This is a genomic window from Pseudomonas sp. (assembly GCF_049590575.1).
Lineage (GTDB): Bacteria > Pseudomonadota > Gammaproteobacteria > Pseudomonadales > Pseudomonadaceae > Aquipseudomonas.
The window spans coordinates 25,181-39,443 of record NZ_JBAWDE010000309.1 but is presented as its reverse complement, the minus strand read 5'-3'; the positions used below and the strand labels follow the sequence as shown (position 1 = coordinate 39,443).

The 14,263-nt window shown below is 61.2% G+C and carries 13 protein-coding genes; 3 read left to right on the top strand and 10 right to left on the bottom strand.

Annotated elements, in window-relative coordinates; translation table 11 throughout:
- Positions 1-19 precede the first annotated feature (19 nt).
- From WBR57_RS21520 to WBR57_RS21490, 7 genes are all read right to left on the bottom strand, one after another.
- Positions 20-1,324: a hypothetical protein gene (locus tag WBR57_RS21520; protein ID WP_424086420.1), complete on the bottom strand. Its 1,305-nt coding sequence runs from the start codon at positions 1,322-1,324 to the stop codon at positions 20-22.
- Between the two features lie 52 nt (positions 1,325-1,376).
- Positions 1,377-2,126, bottom strand: a complete 750-nt coding sequence (locus WBR57_RS21515; RefSeq protein ID WP_424086418.1) for a hypothetical protein — start codon at positions 2,124-2,126, stop codon at positions 1,377-1,379.
- 37 nt (positions 2,127-2,163) lie between these two features.
- Complete coding sequence (locus WBR57_RS21510; RefSeq protein WP_424086416.1) at positions 2,164-2,841, bottom strand: C39 family peptidase; 678 nt, start codon at positions 2,839-2,841, stop codon at positions 2,164-2,166.
- Positions 2,842-2,904: 63 nt separating this feature from the next.
- Positions 2,905-3,618 (bottom strand): heme utilization protein, encoded by a 714-nt coding sequence (locus WBR57_RS21505; RefSeq protein WP_424086414.1) that lies wholly within the window; start codon positions 3,616-3,618, stop codon positions 2,905-2,907.
- Between the two features lie 68 nt (positions 3,619-3,686).
- A complete protein-coding gene (locus tag WBR57_RS21500) occupies positions 3,687-4,250 on the bottom strand; it encodes an adhesin (RefSeq protein WP_424086412.1) in 564 nt (187 codons plus the stop codon).
- A 1-nt stretch (position 4,251) separates the two neighbouring features.
- Positions 4,252-4,698 (bottom strand): hypothetical protein, encoded by a 447-nt coding sequence (locus WBR57_RS21495; protein ID WP_424086410.1) that lies wholly within the window; start codon positions 4,696-4,698, stop codon positions 4,252-4,254.
- A 328-nt stretch (positions 4,699-5,026) separates the two neighbouring features.
- Positions 5,027-6,022, bottom strand: coding sequence for a FecR family protein (locus WBR57_RS21490; RefSeq protein ID WP_424086408.1), 996 nt, complete (start codon positions 6,020-6,022; stop codon positions 5,027-5,029).
- A 142-nt stretch (positions 6,023-6,164) separates the two neighbouring features.
- Between WBR57_RS21490 and WBR57_RS21485 the strand changes: the two genes are divergently transcribed.
- On the top strand, positions 6,165-6,434 hold the full coding sequence (locus WBR57_RS21485) for a PepSY domain-containing protein (RefSeq protein ID WP_025857288.1): 270 nt from the start codon (positions 6,165-6,167) through the stop codon (positions 6,432-6,434).
- A 21-nt stretch (positions 6,435-6,455) separates the two neighbouring features.
- Here WBR57_RS21485 and WBR57_RS21480 read toward each other — a convergent pair whose 3' ends face one another.
- A complete protein-coding gene (locus WBR57_RS21480; RefSeq protein WP_424086406.1) occupies positions 6,456-11,306 on the bottom strand; it encodes a dermonecrotic toxin domain-containing protein in 4,851 nt (1,616 codons plus the stop codon).
- A 159-nt stretch (positions 11,307-11,465) separates the two neighbouring features.
- On the opposite strand from WBR57_RS21480, the gene WBR57_RS21475 reads away from it, so the two are divergent.
- Entirely contained in the window at positions 11,466-12,503 is a 1,038-nt protein-coding gene (locus tag WBR57_RS21475) for an Ldh family oxidoreductase (protein WP_424086404.1), read from the top strand.
- Between the two features lie 38 nt (positions 12,504-12,541).
- Here WBR57_RS21475 and WBR57_RS21470 read toward each other — a convergent pair whose 3' ends face one another.
- Positions 12,542-12,862 carry a DUF883 family protein gene (locus WBR57_RS21470; RefSeq protein WP_197628627.1) on the bottom strand — a complete coding sequence of 107 codons (321 nt, stop codon included), beginning with the start codon at positions 12,860-12,862 and terminating at the stop codon, positions 12,542-12,544.
- Positions 12,863-13,025: 163 nt separating this feature from the next.
- On the opposite strand from WBR57_RS21470, the gene WBR57_RS21465 reads away from it, so the two are divergent.
- Entirely contained in the window at positions 13,026-13,280 is a 255-nt protein-coding gene (locus WBR57_RS21465; RefSeq protein ID WP_003190904.1) for a hypothetical protein, read from the top strand.
- Here WBR57_RS21465 and WBR57_RS21460 read toward each other — a convergent pair.
- Positions 13,252-14,181 carry a LysR substrate-binding domain-containing protein gene (locus tag WBR57_RS21460; RefSeq protein ID WP_424086400.1) on the bottom strand — a complete coding sequence of 310 codons (930 nt, stop codon included), beginning with the start codon at positions 14,179-14,181 and terminating at the stop codon, positions 13,252-13,254. The two genes, WBR57_RS21465 and WBR57_RS21460, sit on opposite strands and share 29 nt — an antisense overlap.
- Positions 14,182-14,263 lie beyond the last annotated feature (82 nt).

Sequence of the window (14,263 nt, the reverse complement as noted above, 5' to 3'; positions counted from 1 at the left end):
GGGCTTGTCCTTGTGTGCGCTAGAAGTAGTACGGGAATTTCAGGCTGAACGTAAAGTCCGGCGCGTCATCCGTCATACCGATCGCCAGGTTGGGCACAATCGTCAGGTTCTGCGACGCGGCAATCGTCATCCCCACGTTGAAGTAGCCGGCGTTACCGTCGCTGGAGACCACCGACTGCCAGTCTCCGCCGTCAGGCTTGAGCTTGCTCTTGCGCTGCACCAGGTCGGAGACCGAGAACGACATGCTCATCTTCTCGTTCAGCGCGAAGGCGACGCCCAACCCCACTTGGAAACTATCGCCGAGGCTGACCTTGCCGCCGACTTTCTGGTTGGCGTTGGAGCTGATGTCGTCAAACGAATCCTCGAAGTTGTGGGTATAGGACAACGAGCCGAACAGGACGGCGGGGTCGAACGTCTTGACCAGCGAGATCCCCGGCGTGACCGACCAGACGCCGTTGCCGGTCGGCAGACTTTCCGGTACGAACAGGTTGTCGTTGTTCGGCGAGCCGACCAGCTTGATGCCGTAGGGTTCTTTACCGGTAGGCGCCTTGACCCGTACCGAGACCACCGCATCCGGCAGGCTGTCGGTTTCGTCGAGGAATTTGTAGGCGATGCCGAAGTTGACGTCGCCGATGGTCGGGTCGCGGGTGACCGACGCTTCCGACGTGGTGGTGCCACTGTTGTTGGCGCCGCCTGACTGGTAGGTCGATTCGCGGTACACCACCGGCACGTTTATATCGAACTGCCAGCGGTTATCGAGGTTGTAGCGTCCGGTCAGGTCCAGGGTCCAGTTATCCGCCTTGATGCGGTCCAGGTTGATATTGCCGAGGAAGATCGAGTCCAGTGCCAGAAAGCCGTTGAGGGTCAGCTGGCGTGCGTCATAACGCGCATAGGTGATGCCGGTCTCGAAGCTGAACTTGCCATCGCCGAAAAAGCCGCTGGCTTCGTTGTACAAGTTGCTGACGCTTTGCGCGGGGGCCGAATCGTCCTTGAGGCTTTGCCCATAGGAACTGCCGCCGCCCGCACCACCGGATGCCGCCGCGGCGCCTACGCCTGGCGCACCGGCCACGGTGGTGTTTTTGCTGAAGTCGGCCGGGGACTTGGCCAGGCGCTTGGGCGCAGGCGTGGCCGGCTGATCTTCCACTTGTCGCACGCGTTGTTCCAGCACCGCCAGTGCTTTTTGTTGCACTTCGTAGCGCTGCTTGAGTTCCAGAAGTTCCTGTTTCAGCGATTCAATATCGGCGTCCGGCGCGGCATACAACAGCGTTGCAGGCAGGAGCGTACTCAAACAAACCACAGCACGTAACGATAAAGATCGATGCATGAAGTCAGCCGTCCCTTTTTTTTAATGCGTAAGTGTCGAGGCTCAGCGTAGTTCAATAACCGATATTGCGTAGGCCTTTGAGTTGCTCCAGGTTGAGGCTCTGTGTGATGTTGTTCAGGCCGTTGTTGCCCATCACCACATTGAGCTGGGTCAAGTTGTTGATGAGGTTGCTGTTGCCCTGGATAACCGTGCCTTGCAGCACGTTGCCAGCACCGATTTGCTGCACGACATTGCCCTGGTTGTTATTGGCCAGAAGCGACATTTGCAGCCCGCCATTCTTGGCCGAAACGGTGACCTGGCCTGCGGCAGTGCTGCCGGTGATCGGCTGGCCGGCCACCAGGGCCTGGCCGGACTGCGCATAGTTGGCCGGGGCCAGGCCATTTTTGGTGACGTTGATGTCGACCGCATTGTTGGCTGTATTGCCATCGCCCGCGGCACGCACGCTTTGCGTGACGCCTTGGCCGCTGCCCAACCCATTACCGCCGACTACCGTGCCGGTGCCGTTGGGCTGGTTGACAGCGCCGTTGCCATCGCTGCCGGTGATTTGCACGTAAAACTGCGGGGTAACGGTGGATTTGTCGATCTGCATGCTGGCGCTGCCTGTGACGGTCGCCCCTGCGGAATTGGTCCAGGTGGTGCTCATGACAATCCCGAAACTGATGATGCGCCCTGGCATCACAAAGCGCCCGCGCAGATCAGCCATTTCCGCATCCTTGAGTTCGACAGGCTTGAAGGCCGTTGACGCGTAAGCGGGCATTGAGGCTGCCAGGCACATGACCGTCAGCCAACGATAGGTGTTCATCGTCTGCTCCTGGAGCGTCCTGCTCCTTATTGCGCTTCTAGAAGAAGTCGCTCTGGATGAAACCGAAGTCCATCAGTTCACTGTCGCGCACCGGGCTGAACTCGTTCAGCTGGTTTTTCGCGGTCAGCGGCGTGGGCGGCGAGAGCAGGGCGTTGGTCTTGTCGTAGCCTTCACCCAACACGGCAAACACAATGCCGTTCCAACCCTTGATGAAATCGTCCTTTGTGTAGCGCTTGTGGCCCAGCACCGGGTCGCCGATGTAGACCCAGTCCTTGTCGGCGCGCTGCAGCACTACGAAATGTTTGTAGCCGCGAATTTCCAGGAGTACCACCACGGGGACTTTGACGGTGATCAGCACTTCAGGCGTGATCCGGTAGCCCTTGGCGCGCATGCCGATGCTTTCCAGGTAGCGCTTCATGTCGAGCATCGAGAAGCCCTGGGTCCGCACCAGGTCCTGGTCGGCGTTGACCAGCATGCCCTTGATGACGTGGTCTTCGTCCACATCCATCCAATAGGCTTGGCGCATGATGGTCGCGAGTGCGGCGGCGCCGCAGCTGAAATCGGTTTTCTGTTCCACCAGGTTGGAGAATTTGCGTTCGCGGATGCTTTCGACCTTCTTGTAGATCAACCCACCACCGGGCATGACGACCGCCATGGTCCCTGCCCAGGTCGGGCCGGTGAGTGCGAGCAGAAGGAGCAAGGCAACGAGGCGCATGATCGTATGACCTGTTGGACACTGAAATGAAAAAAGGGCCTTGTTGCCAAGGCCCTATCAGGATCAGAAGCGAGTAGTGGACTGCACGACTACGTTGTTCTGGCCTTGGTTGTTGCTGCCCGACAGAACGTTGGAGTTCGACACCCCGGAGCTGAAGTTCATCGAGTTGTTCACGCTGGCGTTGTTGGCCACTGGCTTGCTGCTCCAGCCATGGCCGCTGCTCAGGTTGACGGTCAGGTTGCCGGTGACATCCTGTGCGCCGTTGATGGTTGCGGCGCCGCCGCTGCCATCTTTGTTAGCCTGGATCACAGTGCTGTTGCTGCCTTGGTTGGAAGTACCCGCAGCGGCGTTCAACTGAATGATGCCAGACGCGTGGTTGCCACTGTCGTTGAGCGAGGCATTGTTTTTGGTGCCGCTGTTGATCACCAGATTGCCATAGTTCGATTGCGCGGAGTTGGCGGTAGCGAACACGAAGTCGGCGTCTGCGGACTGGACGATCACGTCGTTTTTGCCCTGGTTGTTGTCACCGCTCAGCACGTTGCCGTTGGCAATGCCGCTGATGTTGTTATAGGACTCATTTGCCGAAGCGTTGTTTTTGGTCTTGTCATTGAGCACCACGTTGCCATGGTTGCTTTGACCGTCGTTAGACGTCGCGGACGCCGAGGTTGGCGCTGGAGTAGGTGGGTTGTAACCGCCGCCACCACCGGCTTGAGCAGCAACAGCCATGAGCGCAGCGAGAGCGAAAGCCAGTGGTTTAAGAGCCGTTGTAGGTTTCATGGTGTTTCTCCTTGCTTCTATTTAGTTGGTTAAGTGTTGGTACGGTCTAGCTATCCGACTCAGCTCCATCAGTTGAGTCGCAGGTTCAGGGTGTTAGCCACGCGGTTCCCCACCCCGGCGCTCTGGGTGACCTGTACCACTCCACGGCTGCCGGTGAAGGCCTGGTCGCTGGTAACGACCTGGCGGCTGCCAGTGGTAGGGGTCAACCCTGAGTCTGTTGCAAGCGCAACGTTCTGTTGCGACATGACACTGTCATCGATGCTTTGCGGGCCAGCGTTGATGCTGATGCGCACGGCATTGATTGATTGGTTCTGGGCCCCGGCCGACTGGTTGATGCTCAGTACGCCGTTACCATTGCTGAATGAGTTGCCCTGGATCGATGCTTTAGCGTTCAGGGAGCGGTCGGCAGGAGCGCCGCTGATGTGCTGGGTGACATTCACGTTTGCCTGGGCGTTGCGGCCTACCGAAATGGCTACGTTGTTGCTCAGTTGCTGTTGATCGCCGGCGGCCTGGTTGAGCATGACCACGCCGTTGTAGTGTTTGCCGGAGTTATCAAGGGCCGCGTCGTTGTCGCTGTCGGCCATCGCCGTCGCGCAACTGAGCAGCGCCAGCAGCATCCAGAAAGGGTTCATCTCAACGCCCCCCGACCATGCTGTTGATCGTGCTAAGGGGCGCGAGGCCGCGAGAGACTGCGCCATTGATCGTGCCGGAAAGGCTGTTGCCGCCGGTGTGGCCGGCTGCGCCGCCTGCACCCAGGCCAATGCCGCTGCCGTTGTTGTCGAAACCTTGAAGGTTGCCGCCGGGCAGAACCATACGATTGATGCTGGAGCCGCTGGCGATCCCGGCGATATCGTTGTCGTTCAGTTCATTGGTCGCACGGAAGATCTGCGCAGACGGATTGGCATTCGCGGTGGTGGGGCTCGGGTCGGAGCCGGCGGTGCGGCCCCACATGTGGCCGCGAACGGCGCGCTCGATCACAATCACACCGTTCCCTTCGGCGAGCGCTGGAAGGCTCACGCTGGTACTCAGTACACAGCTGATCAGGAGGAGGCTCAGTGAGCCTTGAGTGTGAGTGATCACGGCGCTATTCCTTATTCTTCGCGCTGACCCTAAACAGCGCTGTAAGGGATAGAGCAGAAGCTGTGCCGCTTTTTATTTGTTCTGCGTATTCAATCGGTTGCGATAAAAGACGGGCGAAGTGATCGCAGCCCTGTTTCATCCGTGAGACAGCAGCTGGCGCAACGCGTCATGCCTGAACCGAGCAAAAACGCTTCACCAGGCTGTATCAGCGATGTAACAGCGTGCATGACAAAACGATGAATCCGCACAGGGTGGGCGGTTCAGGGGCACCGACTGTAAGAAAAATGGACACTGCACGCGCAAAAAAGCCCAAACCCGCAGGCCAGGCTCAGCCTTTGGGCGATTTACGCGGGATGGAATTGAGTACGGGGTTGCCGTCCTGGTTCTGGGTCAGGTAGACCGGCAGCACTTTGGGCAGGGAGGTGATGAGGCTGTTGACCTCATTGATGTTGTAGATGCCGCCGATGCGAATCGAACCCGTGCTGGCGTCTGCCAGCATCACGGGTTTGCTCAGGTAGCGGTTGATCAGCGGTAACGCATCCACCAGGGCCAGGTTGTCGAGCACCAGCTTGCCCTGGCGCCAGGCCAGGGCGGAGTCGTTGGGGTTGATTGCCTGCACCCTGGGCGTGGCATCGCCCTGTTGATAGCTGGCCTGCATGCCGGGGGTCATGGGCACGCTGCCATGCACCTGGTCGCTGGCGATCTGCACCGAGCCCTCGAGCAGCATGACGCGCACCTGGTCTTCATACTTCCACACATTGAACTGAGTACCCGTGACCCGCACCTGGCCATTGCCGGCGTGCACGATAAACGGGTGCGCGGCGTCGTGGCTGACCTTGAAGAACGCCTCGCCCTTTTTCAACGTCACCCGGCGCTGGTCCTTGTAGTTGCTGTAGACCAGTTCGGTGCCCAGGTTGAGTTCAAGCTGGCTGCCATCCCCCAGGGTAACCTGGCGCAAACCACTGTCGGCCTGGAAGCGCTCATAGGAGCTCGGCAGCCAGCCGGCCTCCCAACCGGTAAAGGCGGCAAGCGGCAATACGGCCAGGCAGACCGCTGCCGCCACCGCATAGCGGCGCAGGCGGCTACGGGGCTTGAAGGGCACCACCGCCGGCGAGGTTGGGTGGCGGGGCAGGTGGTCAGCGACGTCCCAGATTTCCAGCATCGCTGCGTATTCAAAGGCGTGCAGCGGATGGGCGTCATGCCATTGTTCGAAAGCCTGACGTTCAGCCGCCGTGCAATCACTCGCGTGCAGGCGCATGCACCAATGCGCGGCGGCGTCGGTGATGGCGTCATATTCGGCTTCTGAAAGGGACTTTTCGGTCATTGACTCATCCTGATTTCACACATTCTAACCTCCCAGGGCGGACGGCGAGAACAGCCATCATGGCGATTGCACATCAATTGGAACTTATTCTTGTTTGGCAGGCCCTAAAAAATTCAGGACATTCCCACAATGGAGTACGAAAATGCTGAAGAAAACCTTAGTCGCCCTGTGTGCAACCACTGCGCTGCTCAGCGCTGGCGCGGCCCTGGCCGATAAGCCGGGTGCGGGCTGGATCACCATCGAGAAGGCCATCGAGGTGGCCAAGACCAAGGCCGGTTATATCGAGGTCTACGCGGCAGAAGCCGACGACAACGGCTACTGGGAAGTTAAAGGCCGCAAATCCGACGGCACCGTGTATGAAGCGCGCATCGATGGCGCTTCGGGCAATATCCTGCGTGACCAGAAAGACTGACCGACCGCGCCGGGAGCCTGCTCAGGCTCCCGCATCCAATTCTCTTCCCAACTGGCTGATCAGGTAGGTGACGGAGTCGGCATTCGCCAGAATAGTGTCGATACGTTTGTCGACGTTGCTCATGAACACGCTCCGCGCGTCGTCTAGGGTCCGCGCTCCCGTGATGCTCAGCACTTTGTCCTTGAGTGGCGTAGAGCCGCGGTGGCTGCCGAAATCCTGCCATTGTTGCGTGAATTCGTCCCATGTCTTGAACAATAGCGTGGCCGGAGTCAGGGTCGACAACGCGGTTGTGCGCAGGTCTGCAAGGTCGGTTTTCAACAGCGCCGCACCGCGTACGTTGAGGTTGATCAGGTCCTCAAACGGCCGCATGGTGTCGAGGTAGGCAAGGTCTTCGGTCATGGACTTGATGTGCGTTATCTCATGAATCAACACGGTCGCCCGTGCATGCGCCGAGATATCGAAGGGCGTGCTCAGGCGGTTTTGATAGACGTCCATGCCTGGGTCGAAGAAGCGGTCCAGCAAGTAGATCTTCTTGTCCGCGTCATCCTGCAGCACAAACGCAAACGTGTCCTGCGGGCTGTACCGATGGGTACCGCTGACAAAGCGTTGTGAGTCTGGGCTGGTCAGCGTGTGGTTGGTCAGCTCGTCGAGAACCTCGTCGACCCGCCGTTCGACTCTTCGCACTTGGTCTGGCGTCAGCGTAACGATGCCGAATAACTCACTGAAAAATTGCCCGAGCCGGCTGCCGGGCTCGCGTAGCGCGGCGAAGTGGGTGAGGTTGCGTTTGCAGTTCACTGCGTAATAAGTCGCGACGTTGAGTGCTTCATTGATGCACTGCGCTTTCCAGCTGGATAACCCAGCGATATCGCGCATTCCCACCGCTTCGATATTGATCGACTGTCGTTCGGCGTGCCGCGTGGACACTTTGCCTGCGTAACGCGTCAGCGTTTTGCCATAGTGCGGACGGTGCCGATCCAGGTCGACGACCCACTCGCCCTGAGGGTTGCGTTGTACATAAGGCCCGAGCAGCTCATCTTTGCTCAGGCGCCAGTGTTGCCCGGCCTGCTTCACCGGGTACACCTTGCCGCCCAAGGGCACGAAATGTCGGGTGCCCGCGCCATTGACGTAAACATGGCTCGGTTGGATCTGCGCCAGGTCGGTCAAGCCAATATCATGGTGTTCAAATACCTGCAGTCGGGTGCGTTCAGCGGCGGTCGGCTGCATGTCGGCCAGTGGGGGGGCTGAGGGCGCAGGTGCTTCGAGCCATTGTTTCAGCGTGGCGTGTTCCTCTGTCGGAGGCGAGGCGGGCAATAGCCGGTCCAACTCGTTGCGCAAGGTGGCCAGCTCTGCCACCCCCCCGGCAAAGGTTCGGAGCGCGTGTTGCCAGCGATGTTGCTGCAGGTCTTCCGCCGAGGTCTTGAACAGTTGGTAGCTGCGCCACACCACCAGCGGGTAGGCCAGTTTGCCGGGTATGAACTGCAAAACGGCGGGGATTCCTTGACCCAGCAGGCGGGTGACGGCGTCCCATTGTGCCTTGCCCAACCGGGAGAACTGGCAGGTCAGCATCCGCAGCAGCATCTCGCTGTTGTCCTGAAACATCCGGCTCAGCACATTACCCTCGATAGGTGAATCGCCGAGCTGGATATCCGAGGCGCCGCTACCGCGAGGCGGGCCGAGCAGGTTGCGATACGTCGCCTGGTGGGGCGCTTGCATCTGACCGGTGAGCCAATCCTGGAGCGCACCGGGGGTGGTGAACTCAGTCAGCAACGCCGCTGCGTTCGCGTACTCCTTCAACAGATGTTCGGGGCTGTAGGGCGCATACAGAATGAGCGGGCCGGTTCCGGCGCCAATCAGATAGCAGCCCAAGGCTTTGACCCGCGTCGCGCCGGGGGTGGCGATCAGTTCCAAGGGGCGAACCATCGCCGTGGCGTCGCGCACGGCCGCGCGCGCCACGGCGTCCGGCATATCGAAGACTTGCTGTAGCAGGCTCCAGGCTGCAGCGGACAGCCGATTGTCGAGTGTCTGTTCATGCGCGTATTGCAGCAATTGCCAGGGCAGCTGCCGACAGAAGAGTGCGCGACGCTGGCGGGCATCCTCGGTCGTGCCTTTGAGCAGGAGTGTCAGCTGCTTCTGGTAGAGGCTTTTAAGGTCCAGTTGGCGCACCAATTGCACCACGGCATTGCCGTCCAGGGCGGGCGGCAACGGGGTCGCGGTGCGTGAGCGCGGGCGGATGTCTTCGGCGCGCAGCTCAGGTAAATGGCGCAGGGCGAAGTCGGTCAGGCTTTGCACGTTGCCGGGCAAGTTGATACGGCCGGGGATCATGACCGTGTCCGGGTTGACCACTTGCCCCGGAAAGCGCGCATTGAGCAAGGCCGACAGGCTGCTCACGACCTGGTCGCGCATCGGTGTGATGCTGTGCAGGTAATCGCGCTCATCCGGGGCGCTGATGCGGTACTGCTCCAACAGTTCCGCGTGCAGGATTTGTTGCGCAGGCTTGGCCATGCCGAGCCATACCGGCAGTGCCTGCTGGTTGACAAGGGCGCGCGCAATGGCGATGGCCCTGGGCAGGTTGGTTGGCGGGGCTCGCCGAATCAGACTGTCCATGCACGCTTCAAAGCGCTTGGCGTGCAAGCGTATGGATGACAGTTGGTCAATCTCGTCACGTATGCAATCGCTGTAGGTCTGTTGGCGGCTCTCCAGCAGGTGCCCGTCGAGGCGTTGCAGTGGGCCAAGCTGCCAGACCTGGTGGGGCACACGCTTGGACACCGGCAGGTTCTCGATCAGGGGCAAGCGCGCCATTGGATCCGTCAAGCGTTGCGCCAGTGTTTCGCACAGCCGCTTGATTGACGCGAACGCCTCGTAGCCGCAACGGGGCGTCCACAGCAGTGCGGCCCCTGAGTGAACAGAGTCGTTGCCGCCACGTTCGGTCAATACAAAGCAGTTGGCCAAGGTATGCAGCGTGGTGTCCACACCGACTTTCAGCGCCAGGCTGAAGGCATCCGGGATGAAGCCGTTGAGGCCATGGCGGGTCAGTCGGGTCATGCCTTCGGTGTTCAGCGCAGTGCCTAGCAGCGCAAGGACATTGGCGGGCAGGTTTTTGCGCAGTTGTCTCAGGTGTGCCTCAGCGCTCAAGCCTTGCAGCATTCCCCAGCCAAGACGTGCGCGATTAGCGTCCAGCAGCAGATTGGGCCGCGAGGACGGGGCATTCCCGGCGTAAACGGGATACTGGCTGCGATCCTGCGCCATGGCCGCCTCGATCGTTTGCAGCCGTTGCAGGTGCAGCCTGGCCTTTTCCGCCAGGACCGTGGCGGGCCGGCCATTGCCGCTGCTAACCGGGCGGACGCTCCAGCGCCCGTCGGTATCGTGCTCCAGCAGGCGACTGTCGAGCAGGTTGCGCACATCCAGGGCGCTGTCGAGCAAGGCGCCCAGGTCGACCTCGCCTGCGCTGCGTCGATACTGGCCGAGCACATACTCCAGGTTGTCGAACTGCTTGGCGAGAATGTCCTCGAGCATTTGCTGGAACACGTCGCCCACCACCGGCTGGCCGGTCACCTGTATTTGATCCATGCCCACAAATACATTGCGCTCATCCAGCGACAGAAAGTTGAGCAACTCGTCTTCGTGACCCGCGGTTTTGAGCAGGGTCAGCAGGGTGGCGTTGAGGTCATCCAGGTTGGCGAGCACCTGCAAGCCGCGGGCTTGGGTGTAGAGGTACGCCTGGGTAGTGCTGAGCATCAGTGTGCCGGCCAGATCAACATAGTGTTGAAAGGGGGTATGGACGCGTACCTTCTCCACGTTCAAAGGGTTGTGTGCGCCAGCACGCGCGGTCTGGTCTGGCAGGAACAGGCTGCGAAGTGTTTGATGTTCGCCGCTCGACACGATGCGTTGCTGGTGCTTTAACATCAGGTCGGCGCGGAATGTGTCACGCATGGCCTGGGCAAAAAACTGCAGGCGTGACTGCCCCGCCTTGACGTCGGCATTCCAGTAGGACTGCAGCAGGCTTTTCAACAGGCTGGAGAAGGTCCCGCTGGTCTGTTCGACCAGGCTGTTCCAGCGCTGTTGGTCCTCGGCCAGTTGGTCCTGGTTAAACCTGCGGGTGTCATGGGCCGGGTTGAAAAAACGGTGGGTTTGATCCACTGGCCAGCTTTGCTGAACATAGAAACGCAGCAGCACCTCGCGTAGCGGCTGCGACGCCACCCATTGGCTGTCTTCGCCGGGCGCGCCACGGCGGAAGGTATTCACGCGTGTGTCGGCCTGGTTCAGGTCAGGGAAGTAGGAGCGCGCCATGATGCCGAGCAAGGTGTCGAGCATGTCGCGCAGGCTGGGGAGTTTGCGCAGCTCGTCGAGCATGGTCGCGAGGTTTTTTTGCTGGCCCACCAGGATCGATTGCTCCTGATCCTCCATCACCGCGCCCTGGATGACAGCGGTGGTCACGGTGAGCGGCACAGTGGGCGGTAGCGCACCACGCTCGGCAATCGACAGAAACTGCAGCAGCTCGGCGCGCTGGCCGGGTTGCTTCAGGCGCCTGGCCACTTCCTTGAGCAGGGCGGCGTGGCTGCCGAAGACCTCCAGGCCACCGTACGGGGTATAGAGCACGGCCTTAGCGCCGTCAGGTGTGGCGCTGATCATAAAGACGCCGGCCAGAGGAAGGGCGGGTTGGCCGGCCGGATTGACCTGCAATCGCTCGACCAGCATCGGGTGGCCGCGCACCGTCGACTGCCTGCGCGCCACGTCAGTGGCGTAGAACAGCGTATGCAGCCAGTCCAGATCCTTTACCGTAAACCCCAGCGCGCGCTCGCGCGGGCTCGGTTCACTTCGCCTGGCCGGGCTCAGGAACTCATCGAAATAGTAAGGTGGGGTGACGGTCGCCATGTTGCGCTCCGGTGTCGGGGTGGTTGGGAGGCCCCAAGGTAGGTGCTGGCGAAGCGGGGTTGGCGGTAGATAACTGGGTTGACAGCAGGCCTGCGGGGCGTTGTTAATCGACGGCCTGGATTCTTGTTGTCTCTCCCAATTATAAAATCGGAGCTACAGATGTCTGCCCAGTCCCCGCGAGTTGAAGACGCTACAACGCTCATCGGTTTCAGCGACCTGGTGGGGGTGCTGCAGGCGGTGTTTGTAAAGCACGGCACAACGCCCGAGGTTGCCGCGATCCTGGCGCACAATTGCGCCAGTGCCGAGCGCGACGGCGCGCACAGTCACGGGGTTTTCCGCATCCCCGGTTACCTCAGCACCCTGGCCAGCGGCTGGGTCAACGGCAAGGCCGTGCCGCTGGTCACGGATGTGGCGTCCGGGTTCGTGCGCGTGGACGCCGGCAACGGGTTCGCCCAGCCGGCCCTGCAAGCCGCTCGCGCGCTGCTGGTGGACAAAGCCCGCAGTGCCGGGATTGCCCTGCTGGCCATCCACAACTCCCATCATTTTGCCGCGCTGTGGCCGGATGTCGAACCGTTCGCCGAGGAAGGGCTGGTGGCGCTGAGCGTGGTCAACAGCATGACCTGCGTGGTGCCCCATGGTGCCGACCGTCCTCTGTTTGGCACCAACCCTATCGCCTTCGCCGCACCGCGCGCCGACGGCTTGCCCATCGTGTTCGACCTGGCCACCAGCGCCATCGCCCACGGCGACGTGCAGATTGCCGCGCGCAAGGGCGAACGGCTGCCGCCGGGCATGGGGGTGGACAGCCTCGGCCAACCGACCCAGGACCCCAAAGCCGTATTGGAGGGCGGGGCGCTGCTGCCGTTTGGCGGGCACAAGGGCTCGGCGCTGTCGATGATGGTCGAACTGCTGGCCGCCGCCTTGACCGGCGGCAATTTTTCCTTCGAGTTCAATTGGGCTGACCACCCCGGCGCCCGTACCCCCTGGACCGGCCAGTTGCTGATCGTCATCGACCCGAGCAAAACCGACGGCCAAAGCTTTGCCGAGCGCAGCCAGGAACTGGTGCGGCAGATGCATGCGGCGGGGTTGCGGCGGTTACCGGGGGATCGGCGGCATCGCACACGGGCGAAAGCGCAGCACAACGGCATTGAGATTGACGCGCAGGAACTGCGGCAATTGCGCGAGCTGGCCGCAGGTTGACAGAGGGCTGCGCGAGCGCGCAGCCCAGGTGCATCACATCAGTTGCGGCGACCGAGCAGCAGGCCAACGACCAGCCCGAAGCCGGCCGAGATCGCCACGGTCTGCCATGGGTGGCCACCGATGTAGGTTTCGGTGGCGTCCACCACAGGCTTGCTGCGTTCGCGTACGTTGGACACCGATTCCAGCGCTTGCTTAAGCTTGATGGCGACCTGTTCGCGCAGGGTTTCGCCTTCTTCGCCTACCAGGGAGGCGCTGCTTTTGAGCAGTTTGTCCGATTCTTCGATCAGCGCCGTCAGCTCACTGAAAGCTTGATCCTTGATTTGATCTTCAACGGCTTGGGCGGCAGTTTTGCGGGCCATGGTGTGACTCCTTGCAGGTGAATGTGACAGTGAACAATGGAGTGCCGGGCGGCGGCAAAAGTTGCAGTTTTTTTGCCTGGAGGCGCTTGCGCGCAAAATCCGAATCAGGAAGTTTCGACCTACAGTGTAAGATGTCGCCTATTTGTGCAGCAGGTAATTCAACATGAGCTTCAATCTCGCCAACAAGACCCTCGCCGAACGCGCCGAGCTGGAAGACGAAAAGTCACGCCTCTACGACCTGTGGCAAACCAACCTGGGCAAGGCCAAGGGCGAAGCCGCGCGGTTGTTCGGCGAGCGCGCCAAGCGCAAGGGCAAGTGGGCCGAATGGGTCCGCGCCGAGCTGGACGGCATGTCGCCGCCAGAGTTTTCCAACATGGTGCGCAGCGAAGTCAACAAACTGATGGCGGCGGCGAAGTAAAACTCTCGACAATCGCCTCGCGTACTTTCAGCAGCATCGGATCGAGCTGGGCCTGGGTGCGCCAGCCCAGTTCCACCGGATAGCGCGGCAGCGCCACCGGGCACGCCAGCACACGCAACCCGGTCAGCTGCGCAATGGCCTGCGCGGCATGCCCGGGAATGGTTGCCACCGCGTCGCTGCCCTTGAGCAAAAACGGCAGGGCGGCAAAGTGGCTGGTCGATGCGCACACCTGCCGGCTCAACCCGAGCGCGGCCAAGCCCTCGTCGGTAATGCCGACAAAGCCACCAGACGACACCAGCACATGCTCACGGCTGACGAACGCGTCCAGGCTGAGCGCCGCTTGGCCCGGGGCCAGGCTGGCGGGGTCGACCACGCATCGGTAATCACCTTCGCCCAGGACCTGTCGGCTTAACCGGCCCTGGGCAAAGCCGCCTGCGGTTATCGCCAGGTCCAGCGTGCGCTCGAGCAGGGCGCCGGCGACGATCTGGCTGTGCGTCTGACGGAAAATCACCCGCAGGTTCGGCAAGCGCTGGGCGAGGGCGTCCATTAACCGGCGGCCATAAGCAATTTCGAAGTCATCGGACAGGCCCACCACCACCGACCGGCCCCTATAGTTCGGGTTGGCCGGGTTGACCATCGCCAGGCTTTGCCGGCACCTCTCCAGCGCCTCGCTGATCAGCGGTTTCAACTGGTTGGCGCGCAGCGTCGGTGCCAGGCCTCGGCCGGTGCGCACGAACAGCTGGTCGCCGTACACCTCGCGCAAACGCCGCAACCCCGCGCTGACAGCCGATTGCGTGACCCCCAGGCGCAGCGCCGCGCGGCTGGCACTGGCTTCGTCGTGCAGGGCTTCGAAGGTTTTCAGCAGGTTCAGGTCGACCTGCGCGATATTGATCTGGTTCATATCATTCAGTGCTGAGGTGGGCTTTATTCATGATCGTAGCTGACGGGAGAATGGGCAACCCCCCTTATTCGGAGTGATCATG

Coding starts and splice junctions, on each gene's coding strand:
- WBR57_RS21520 (WP_424086420.1), bottom strand. CDS start 1,324: ATGCATCGATCTTTATCGTTACGTGCTGTGGTTTGTTTGAGTACGCTC.
- WBR57_RS21515 (WP_424086418.1), bottom strand. CDS start 2,126: ATGAACACCTATCGTTGGCTGACGGTCATGTGCCTGGCAGCCTCAATG.
- WBR57_RS21510 (WP_424086416.1), bottom strand. CDS start 2,841: ATGCGCCTCGTTGCCTTGCTCCTTCTGCTCGCACTCACCGGCCCGACC.
- WBR57_RS21505 (WP_424086414.1), bottom strand. CDS start 3,618: ATGAAACCTACAACGGCTCTTAAACCACTGGCTTTCGCTCTCGCTGCG.
- WBR57_RS21500 (WP_424086412.1), bottom strand. CDS start 4,250: ATGAACCCTTTCTGGATGCTGCTGGCGCTGCTCAGTTGCGCGACGGCG.
- WBR57_RS21490 (WP_424086408.1), bottom strand. CDS start 6,022: ATGACCGAAAAGTCCCTTTCAGAAGCCGAATATGACGCCATCACCGAC.
- WBR57_RS21485 (WP_025857288.1), top strand. CDS start 6,165: ATGCTGAAGAAAACCTTAGTCGCCCTGTGTGCAACCACTGCGCTGCTC.
- WBR57_RS21480 (WP_424086406.1), bottom strand. CDS start 11,306: ATGGCGACCGTCACCCCACCTTACTATTTCGATGAGTTCCTGAGCCCG.
- WBR57_RS21475 (WP_424086404.1), top strand. CDS start 11,466: ATGTCTGCCCAGTCCCCGCGAGTTGAAGACGCTACAACGCTCATCGGT.
- WBR57_RS21470 (WP_197628627.1), bottom strand. CDS start 12,862: ATGGCCCGCAAAACTGCCGCCCAAGCCGTTGAAGATCAAATCAAGGAT.
- WBR57_RS21465 (WP_003190904.1), top strand. CDS start 13,026: ATGAGCTTCAATCTCGCCAACAAGACCCTCGCCGAACGCGCCGAGCTG.
- WBR57_RS21460 (WP_424086400.1), bottom strand. CDS start 14,181: ATGAACCAGATCAATATCGCGCAGGTCGACCTGAACCTGCTGAAAACC.